Source organism: Parafrankia sp. EUN1f (assembly GCF_000177675.1).
Lineage (GTDB): Bacteria > Actinomycetota > Actinomycetes > Frankiales > Frankiaceae > Parafrankia.
This window is the reverse complement of sequence record NZ_ADGX01000389.1, coordinates 1-646: the sequence shown is the minus strand read 5'-3', so window position 1 is coordinate 646 and position 646 is coordinate 1. Positions and strand designations below refer to the sequence as shown.

Sequence of the window (646 nt, the reverse complement as noted above, 5' to 3'; positions counted from 1 at the left end):
CCGCCGGCAACGGCGACGGAAAGGCCACCCGACGACGCCGACCCAGCCAACGCCGCCGCCTCGCCGTCGACCGCCAAACCTTCGCCTTCTACCACGAGTTCCTCGGCTACCCCAAAGCCACCATCGCCCAGGTCGAAGGCCTCGCCCTCGGCGGCGGCTTCGAGATCGCCCTCATGGCCGACATCGCCGTCGTCGGCCAGAACGCCCGCCTCGGCATGCCCGCCACCCGCTTCCTCGGCCCCGCACTCGGCTCACTCCACCTGTTCTTCCACCGACTCGGACCCGTCCTCGCCAAACGCATGCTCCTCACCGGCGACCTCCTCACCGGAACCGAACTCGCCGAACGCGGAATCTTCACCGAAACCGTCCCCGACACCGACGTCCCCACCCGCGCCGAATGGTGGGCCCGCAAAGTCTCCCGCATGCCCGCCGACGGCATCGTCATCGCCAAGGAAGCCTTCCGCCTCGTCGAACAACTCCAGGGCTACCAAGGCGAAGAAGTCCTCAGCTACCTCTTCCACGCCTACGGCACCAACCTCAGCTTCGAAGACAACGAATACAACTTCGTCAAGACCCGCGCCCAACACGGCGTCAAACGCGCCTTCGAACTCCGCGACGAACACTTCGAGATCCCCGAACCGTGAGG

Annotated in this window: 1 protein-coding gene; it reads left to right on the top strand. The window is 66.4% G+C overall.

Going from position 1 to position 646, the window contains the following annotated elements:
* Positions 1-644 (top strand): enoyl-CoA hydratase-related protein (locus FREUN1FDRAFT_RS39265; RefSeq protein WP_006546026.1); only part of this gene is annotated, 644 nt, incomplete at its 5' end.
* Positions 645-646 lie beyond the last annotated feature (2 nt).